Origin of the sequence: Pseudomonas sp. PS01303, assembly GCF_029959385.1 — a bacterium.
In the GTDB taxonomy this organism is placed as follows: Bacteria; Pseudomonadota; Gammaproteobacteria; order Pseudomonadales; family Pseudomonadaceae; genus Aquipseudomonas; species Aquipseudomonas rustica.
The window spans coordinates 26,480-34,264 of the sequence record NZ_JASCPK010000056.1 but is presented as its reverse complement, the minus strand read 5'-3'; the positions used below and the strand labels follow the sequence as shown (position 1 = coordinate 34,264).

Genomic DNA, 7,785 nt, shown 5'->3' with positions numbered 1-7,785 from the left:
CGACCCGATGCACACCTGCCAAACCCACCGCAAATCCCTATAGGAGCTGCCGAAGGCTGCGATCTTTTGATCTTGATTTAAAAACAGGATCAAAAGATCGCAGCCTTCGGCAGCTCCTACAGGGGTTATGTGTTTGGCAGGTAATGGATGTTCATCCCCATCGTCCCCGATTCTGGGGAATTGCGCCCTTTCCCCGCCTGCCGCGCTCAGCACTTCTCGAGCGCGAAAGCGCTCTACCCCGGCCCTCTCCCGCCCATTCACTGCACCTTGGCATGGAAGGTGTACAGGCCCTCTGCAACTGACCCATCCCCAAGGGGCAGGTACTTCGATAGAGGGATTAACTCATGCACCCTTTACTGTCCAAAACCGCGACCGTCCTGGTCGTGAGCGCCTTGGCCCAGGGCATCGCTCAGGCCGCTTTGTTTGCTGTAGATCCGGGCCCGTACACACCGGCCAGTGGCGGTTTCGCCAATTGGTATCAGGACACCCACGGTCGCACCCTCGATCTGTGCCTGTCGAAAGCACTCAGCTCGCGAGTGCCGAGCGCACCCGGCGCGCCGTCGTACATGTGCTCGCTGCTGCCGACCCCCGGCGTGTTTGACGACACCCAACCGATCGTCTTCCCGAGCAACTTTCCCGACGAAGCGTTCTGGTTCACCGGCGAAACCACCCTCGTCGACGCTGCACGCGGGATCGACCTGATCTACGTCAGCGCCGTCGAAGCCGCGTTCGCCGCCGAAGAGCCGGTGGAAGGTGATCAAGTCAGCTTCGCGCGAATCCGTATTCGCGTCGACGTGCCCACTGCGGGTACCTACGTCATCACCCACCCTTACGGCGTCGACGTGTTCAACATCGACACCCCCGGTCGCCGCGCAATCAACATGACCCGCGACATCGGCATCGGCACTCCGAAAACCTATGACGGCGCACTCAAGGGCGACATCGGCCCGTTCCTGCGCAGCGTCAACGGACCGTATACCGAGACCAATCCGCTGACCGGCGCCGCCGAACAATTCGTCGGCGACCCGAACCTTTCCGAAGCGGTGACGGGCAGTCCGTTCAACACCAATTTCGTGCGCATCGAAGGCCCGAATGGTCTGGATCTGCGTTCCACGACGTTTGCCGTCTCCGGCAAGTTGTCGACCGTCGTGCGGCCAACGCCGATGATCGCGCAGCGCAGCACTTACTCACGCAAGGCCGGCGACAGCGCACCGGTGGCGCAGCAAGACGTGTTCGTCCTCGCGCCGCCGGCACCGGGTACGGCGGCCGTCACCAGCAGCACGCCCGTGCTGAACATGACCGAAGCCAACAGCACCGGCAGCTGGTACGCGCAGTCCTCGGTCAACCCGACCTTGCCGACCACCTTGCAAGTGACCGCCGACAACCACTTGGCCATCGCCAGCAGCACGCCGACCACCCTGCCCATGGCCCTGACCGATCTGGTGGTGATCCAGAGCGCGCAATACAGCCTGAGCTCCGGCCAACTCACCGTGGTGGCCTCGACCAGCGACGAAACCTCGCCGCCACTACTTACCGCGACCTCCGGCAGCGGCGCCGCCATCGGTGCGCTCGGTGGCGACGGCGCGTTGAAAACCCTGGCCACCGGGATCTCGCCGATTCCACCGGCCAAGGTGCGCGTGACGTCGTCCAACGGCGGCAGCGACACCGAAGAAGTGGTCATCGTGCAATGAACGCTCACATGCCCAGATCCGCATCAGGAGGCATCATGAACAAGTGGCCACGCTTTGCGCTCAACGCGCTCGGGCTCGCTCTCTCGCTGACCGGCAGTGCCTATGCGCAACTCGCCGCCGTCGACCCCGGCCCCTACACCTTCGCCACCGGGAAATTCCCGATGTGGTATCAGGACGAAAACCAGCTGTCGATGGAGCTCTGCCAGTCGCGCGCCGCCAGCTCGCGAGTGGCGGCCAGCGTGCCACCGGCCTACATGTGCATCCTGCTCGCCGAGCCGGGTATCTACGATGATGCTCAGCCGATGATTTTCCCGGACAACTGGCCGCCGGAAGCGTTCTGGTTTCTGGCCGAAACCACCATCGCCAACAACGCCGCCGGTTACGGGATGGACGCCTACGTCGCCGGGATTGAAGCGGCGTTCGCCTCGGAAAATCCGGCCGATGGTGATCAGCAAAGCTTCGCGCGGATTCGCATCCGGGTGAACGTACCGCTTGCCGGCACCTACACCATCACTCACCCGTATGGTGTGGAAACGGTCAACGTCACCGCGCCTGGCCGGCGGGCGATCAACATCACTCGCGACATCGGCATCGGCGCACCGGGCAATTTCAGCGGTGCTGTCGGTGGTGCGATCGGCCCGTTCCTGCGCAGCGTCAACGGGCCGTACACCGAAGTGAACCCGGACACCGGCGCCACCGAAACTTTTGTTGGCGACCCGAACCTCAACGAAGCGGTCACCGGCAGCCCGTTGAACACCAACTTCGTGCGCATCACCGGGCCTGCCGGCACCATCCAGTCGAACGTGTTCAGCCTGTCCGGCAAAGTGCTCGACAACCGTCAGCAGACCCACGTCGACATCGACCGCGCGACCTATCGCCGCACCGCCGCTGGTGTGCGTGCCGAGGTGTTCGCCAAGGCTGACAGCAGCTCGACCCTGTGCTTCCGTGAAACCGTTGCGTTGCTGCCCGGCCCACCACAAACGCCGTGCCAGACCAATCTGCTGGGCGACAACAACGGTCTGTTCTTCGGCCATCGATTGGGCACCGGTGCTGTCCCTCCGGTAGTGGTCGTGACGGCCACCAACCCGACCGGAACCACTCGGCCAACGGCCGTATCGGCCAAGCTCACCGACGTGGTGAAAGTGCAGACCGCACGTTACAACTGGGCCAACCACAGCCTGCTGATCGAGGCCACTTCGAGCGATGAAGTGGCGATCCCGGACATGGTTGCCCAAGGCTACGGACGTTTGTCGAAGACAGGCACTCTGCAGCGCATTACCGTCGCCGACCTGACTCAGCCACCCGCTGCCGTGACGGTGAAATCCGCCGCCGGCGGCAGTGACACTGAGCCTGTTGTGGTGGTCGGCACTGCACCGAACACCGGTGAGAACCAGGCGCCAATCGCCAACGCCGATGCTGGCAGCACCAGTTTTGGTGTGCCGATCACCCTCAGCTTGCTGACCAACGACAGCGATCCCGATGGCGATAATCCACTGGGCATCACCGCGTTGACTCAACCGGCGGCCGGTCAAGGCACCGTCGCACTCAACGGCAGCACCTCGGTGGTCTACACCCCGCCAGCGGTGGTGAACGCGCCACTGACCACGACCTTCACCTACAAGGCGCAGGACGCCAAAGGTCTGGCCTCGGCCAACCCGGCGACCGTAACCATCACCGTCGCGCCAAACCAGGCACCGACCGCCGTCGCCGACAGCGTCGCCACTCTGGGCGTAGCGATCCCGATCAACGTGCTGGCCAACGACACCGATCCGGAAGGCAACGTGCCGCTGGCCGTCAACAGCCTGACCCAACCCGCCGCCGGACGCGGCACGGTCAGCAGCAACGGCACGGTGATCACCTACACCCCGCCCGCCACCGTCACCACGGCGTTCACCACGACCTTCACCTACATCGCTCGGGACAACTTCGGTGCCCTGTCGACGCCGGCCACAGTCACGGTGCAAGTGTCGCCACGGCCAGCGGCGGAAACCTTCGCCGTGACCGCATCGACGGTGCAGGCACGCTCCGGCGGACGCTTCAACTGGGACTTCACCGGCACCTCGTCAGTGACCACCGGCAACACCATCACCGTGCAGGTCACCACCCCGACCGGGCTGGTCACTCTTGGCACCACCACGGTGCCGTTGACCGGACGCTGGCGGCTGACGCTGAACAACACGACGGTGGTGCCATCGGCCAACCCGACCGCGACGATCCGCTCATCTCAGGGCACCGTGCGCACGGTCTCGGTGACCACGCTGTAAGCCAGATCCCCAGCCACTTTCGGGTGGCTGGGGCCCTTCAAATCGGTTAACGCCTGACAGGATGTAAGCCATGAACACGCCGACCGCCGCCCTGCTTTGCCTGCTTCTGCTGTGCAGCAGCGCGGGCGTGCGCTCCGACGACCTGATGGACAACGACGACCTGGCCCCGACCAGCAGCGACCTCGGCGAACTGCCCCCACCCGTGGGTCAGCAAGCGCTGATCGATCAACTCGGCCAAGCCAACGTCGCCCTGCTGCAACAGAACGGTCAGTCGCTGCTCGGGCAGATCGTGCAGTCGGGCAGCAATCAGGAGGCGTACATCCTGCAACAGGGCAGCGACCTGATGGCCCTGATCAACCAGAACGGTTCCGGCAACGCCGCCTCAATCACGCAAAACGGCAGCCACAACCGCGCGCAGATTTCGCAAAACGGCAACAACAACGACGCCAGCATCGAGCAGGCCGGCGCGGGGCTGCAAAGCGCCGTGACCCAGTCGGGCAACGGCATGAGCGTTTCGGTCAAGCAATACCGCTAAGCACTGCAAATCATCGGAGAGTTCAATCATGTTCAAACTGACGCCCCTCACCGCCGCCCTGCTGGTCATGATCAGTGCCCAGGCCATGGCCGACGACAGCCTGTCCAACCAGAACCAGGCCGGTACCGCCAACATCGCCGACGTGAAACAGACCCAGGCCCCGTTCAGCACGGCCACCCAGACGCAACTGGGCCAAGGCAACGACGCCGCCGCCGTGCAAGACCACGCCACCAGCGTGATCACCCAAGACGCAGTCGGCGACTACAACGCCGGCTACGCCGAACAACTTTACGAAGACAACGCCACCATCACCCAACAACAAGTCGGCGCCTTCAACACCGCCCACGCCAGCCAGTCGCTGGGCTTCGGCTCACCGAACAGCGCGCTGCAACAACAGCAAGGCAGCGGCAACTTCTCGTTCGTCTATCAGGACTCGCAGAACGGCAGCGAAGGCAAAACCTTCCAGTACGGCGACAGCAACGAAGCCAACATCGAGCAACTCTATGAAGGCAGCGGCAACAGCGCGGTGATCACCCAATTCGGCACCGCCAACTACGGCACCGCCGAGCAAGTCACCCACAACGGCGGCCAGATCGGCATCAACCAGGCCGGCGAAAACAACTACGCCTACGGCGACCAGCGCGACGGCACCGGCGGCAACATCACCATCAACCAGTTCGGCAACCTCAACGGCAGCGAAATCTGGCAAGACGCGCAACTGGCCAGTCAGGCGACCGTCAACCAATACGGCGACAGCAACGAAACCGTGGTCGACCAAAGCTTCGGCGAAAACAACACCGCCGCCGTCACCCAGGTCGGCAACACCAACGCGATCTACGCCGACCAGTTCGAATCGGTCAACTCGACCCTGGCGCTCTATCAGGTGGGTAATGGCAACGTCCACTTCACCTACCAAAGCGGCGACGGCCACGCCCTCAGCGCCACCTCCGTGGGCAACGACAACAAGGTCTACGCCAGCAACTGGAAAGGCCCGCAACTTGGTGGCCAATTCGGCAGCAACCAACGCGCGACCGTTACTCAAGCGGGCAATGGCAACATCGCCAGCTTCACTCAGGATGGTGTCGGACAAGTGATGACCACGCAGCAGACCGGGACGGGCAACAAGACCACGGTCAGCCAGGCGGAGTCGTATAACGAGCTGTATTTTGAACAGAACGGCAGCGACAACATTTTGATCTCCGATCAACGCGGCACTGGCAACCTGGTGCAAGGCTCTTCGAATGGCACCGGCAACAGTGCTGATTTCGATCAGTCAGGCTCGGGCAACCAAGCGTACACCGCGCAACTGTATGGCAGTGACAACCAGATCACGGTGAAGCAGGCAGACACCATGAACGTGGCGTATGTGACCCAGAGCGGCACGGGGAACATTGCCAATGTCGATCAGAGTGGGGTTACGCAGACGGCAAATATTCAGCAGTTCGGGTCGGCTAACCAGGCGACGGTTTTGCAGCAGTAGGGGTTGGGTGTTGATGGGCCGCGATTCTCTGGTGAGGGGGGTCGCGGTTTTTTTTGGCCTATGCAGGAGCTGCCAAAGGCTGCGATCTTTTGATTTTGCTATTGGAGATCAGAAGATCGCAGCCTTCGGCAGCTCATAGTCGATCAATCTGGCATTGAACGAATAATGTCGGCCAGATCATCCTTGGTTAATTCATTGGCCTTAATGGCGGCAGCGATATCTTTTTTGGAAAGCGGAAAACGCATGAAAACTTCTTTCAAAGTATCCGCATCCACATTTGCCAGCCAGAGTGGATCAATAAAAGAACCACCATACTCAGGCTTCATGGGCACTTCTTCGTGAGCAATCGCGCCTTTATGATTCAGATACACCACATAACGATCGTGACCTTCAGGAAAGCTTTTATCGTGGTAGAGCGTAGTGCCCAGAGGCAGGACATAGAAATTATCGTCGCCATTTGGACCTTCGATAAGCAACGGTTCTTTAGTTTTGATCATTTTCATATCGTGCCCCTTCGCAATATCATCAAAAATCAGAAAAGCCGAAAAAATCGCATTTACGGATAAAACTGCCACCAGCCAAAGGCCAAGTCGCCTATTTGTAAACATTTTTCTTATCATAAGGTGCCTCGGTATTCGCTTCGAGCATGGATTGCAAATCCGCTGGCATAAAAATTCCGTCCTGCGGACTACTTTGCGTACGCGCTGCCTGTCTTTCAATGAAAGAAAGACCTCGCATCTCATTATATTTCGCCGGATTATGCACAATTGGCTTACCCGAAACTTTTGCCCCTGCAATTGTTACCGTTGTGCAGTTATTCGTAGTTGGATGATAGTTTGAAGGCAGGACGTAACGTGCTGACGACGCTGTCTTTCTTCTCTGTTCTTTTTGTTGAGCGACAATGCCGTCGAAATGGGCAATAACAGCCTCAGCCTTAGCATTATCCAAAAAATAAACAAAACCAGTTGTTGTACGCCCCAAACTATTCTCACCAGAGATATACGTTTTGAAGGACGTCCAAACATTCAACACACCCTCCCCCTCGCTATCGAACGTTCCCCATGTTTTGCCATAACGACCAAAATCGTAGGTGATGTCTTTGCTACCAATCACCACGTGTAAAGCTGCGTGCCCGAAAGGATGCTCTTCTTTATCGCGGGTATAGGGACCACCAACCAGTATTTCCATATAGGCACCTGACACGACTACCTGATTAGTCTTTGTAGTTTTTCCTGATGCGCCTGTATTTTTTGCTGCCTGTGTGGTGCTGTTAGTTTTAGTAGGCTGAACCATTAAAGATGTTCCGTATCTTCAAGTTTCGGAAATTTTATGCTGCAACTCCCTCTAGGAATATTTGCAACATGCACAAAGCCATTTTCGTCAAGGACGCCAGTCATCAAGGTTCCATCCGGCAGCGTCAATTCATACGCCTCATTGGCGATGGGCTCATCTTTTTCGTTAAGCAACTGAAACTCGACAAAAGTCTTTTCTTTCAGAAACTGCGAGAAGAAGCTAGTGGAAGCGCCACCACCAGACTCACCGACGAAGGTGTCGGGTGATCCGGCAGTAATCGTCGCTCCGCATGCTGTTTGGGAGCCAACATGGGCAACGTCTTTTCCCAAACCGAAAACATGGGGAGCGCCCGTCGTTATGGGGTTGCTGCCGTGAAGAGGACAGGAATAGATATCTCCTACCAACGCCACGGGCATTGAATTAACAAAAATAGGACTTGATCCAGTGGAAATGTTTCCGCCGTGACTCCCTGGGTCTCCGAGCCTTGCGACTGGCTTTCCTGCCATCGTTTCTCTCCTTTGA

The 7,785-nt window shown here is 59.2% G+C and carries 7 protein-coding genes; 4 read left to right on the top strand and 3 right to left on the bottom strand.

The window, feature by feature from the left end; genetic code table 11:
• The first annotated feature begins 344 nt into the window (after positions 1–344).
• From QMX93_RS16540 to QMX93_RS16525, 4 genes are all read left to right on the top strand, one after another.
• Complete coding sequence (locus tag QMX93_RS16540) at positions 345–1,691, top strand: hypothetical protein (protein ID WP_282357087.1); 1,347 nt, start codon at positions 345–347, stop codon at positions 1,689–1,691.
• 35 nt (positions 1,692–1,726) lie between these two features.
• On the top strand, positions 1,727–3,955 hold the full coding sequence (locus tag QMX93_RS16535) for an Ig-like domain-containing protein (protein WP_282357086.1): 2,229 nt from the start codon (positions 1,727–1,729) through the stop codon (positions 3,953–3,955).
• A gap of 70 nt (positions 3,956–4,025) precedes the next feature.
• Entirely contained in the window at positions 4,026–4,490 is a 465-nt protein-coding gene (locus QMX93_RS16530) for a curlin (RefSeq protein ID WP_282357085.1), read from the top strand.
• Positions 4,491–4,518: 28 nt separating this feature from the next.
• Positions 4,519–5,970 (top strand): curlin, encoded by a 1,452-nt coding sequence (locus tag QMX93_RS16525; protein WP_282357083.1) that lies wholly within the window; start codon positions 4,519–4,521, stop codon positions 5,968–5,970.
• Between the two features lie 143 nt (positions 5,971–6,113).
• Here QMX93_RS16525 and QMX93_RS16520 read toward each other — a convergent pair whose 3' ends face one another.
• The 3 genes from QMX93_RS16520 to QMX93_RS16510 form a co-directional block, all read right to left on the bottom strand.
• Positions 6,114–6,473 (bottom strand): hypothetical protein, encoded by a 360-nt coding sequence (locus QMX93_RS16520; protein ID WP_282357082.1) that lies wholly within the window; start codon positions 6,471–6,473, stop codon positions 6,114–6,116.
• Positions 6,474–6,564: 91 nt separating this feature from the next.
• Positions 6,565–7,263 (bottom strand): hypothetical protein, encoded by a 699-nt coding sequence (locus tag QMX93_RS16515; protein ID WP_282357080.1) that lies wholly within the window; start codon positions 7,261–7,263, stop codon positions 6,565–6,567.
• Positions 7,263–7,769 (bottom strand): PAAR domain-containing protein, encoded by a 507-nt coding sequence (locus QMX93_RS16510; RefSeq protein WP_095120174.1) that lies wholly within the window; start codon positions 7,767–7,769, stop codon positions 7,263–7,265. The genes QMX93_RS16515 and QMX93_RS16510 overlap by 1 nt, the downstream gene beginning before the upstream one ends.
• Positions 7,770–7,785: the final 16 nt, after the last annotated feature.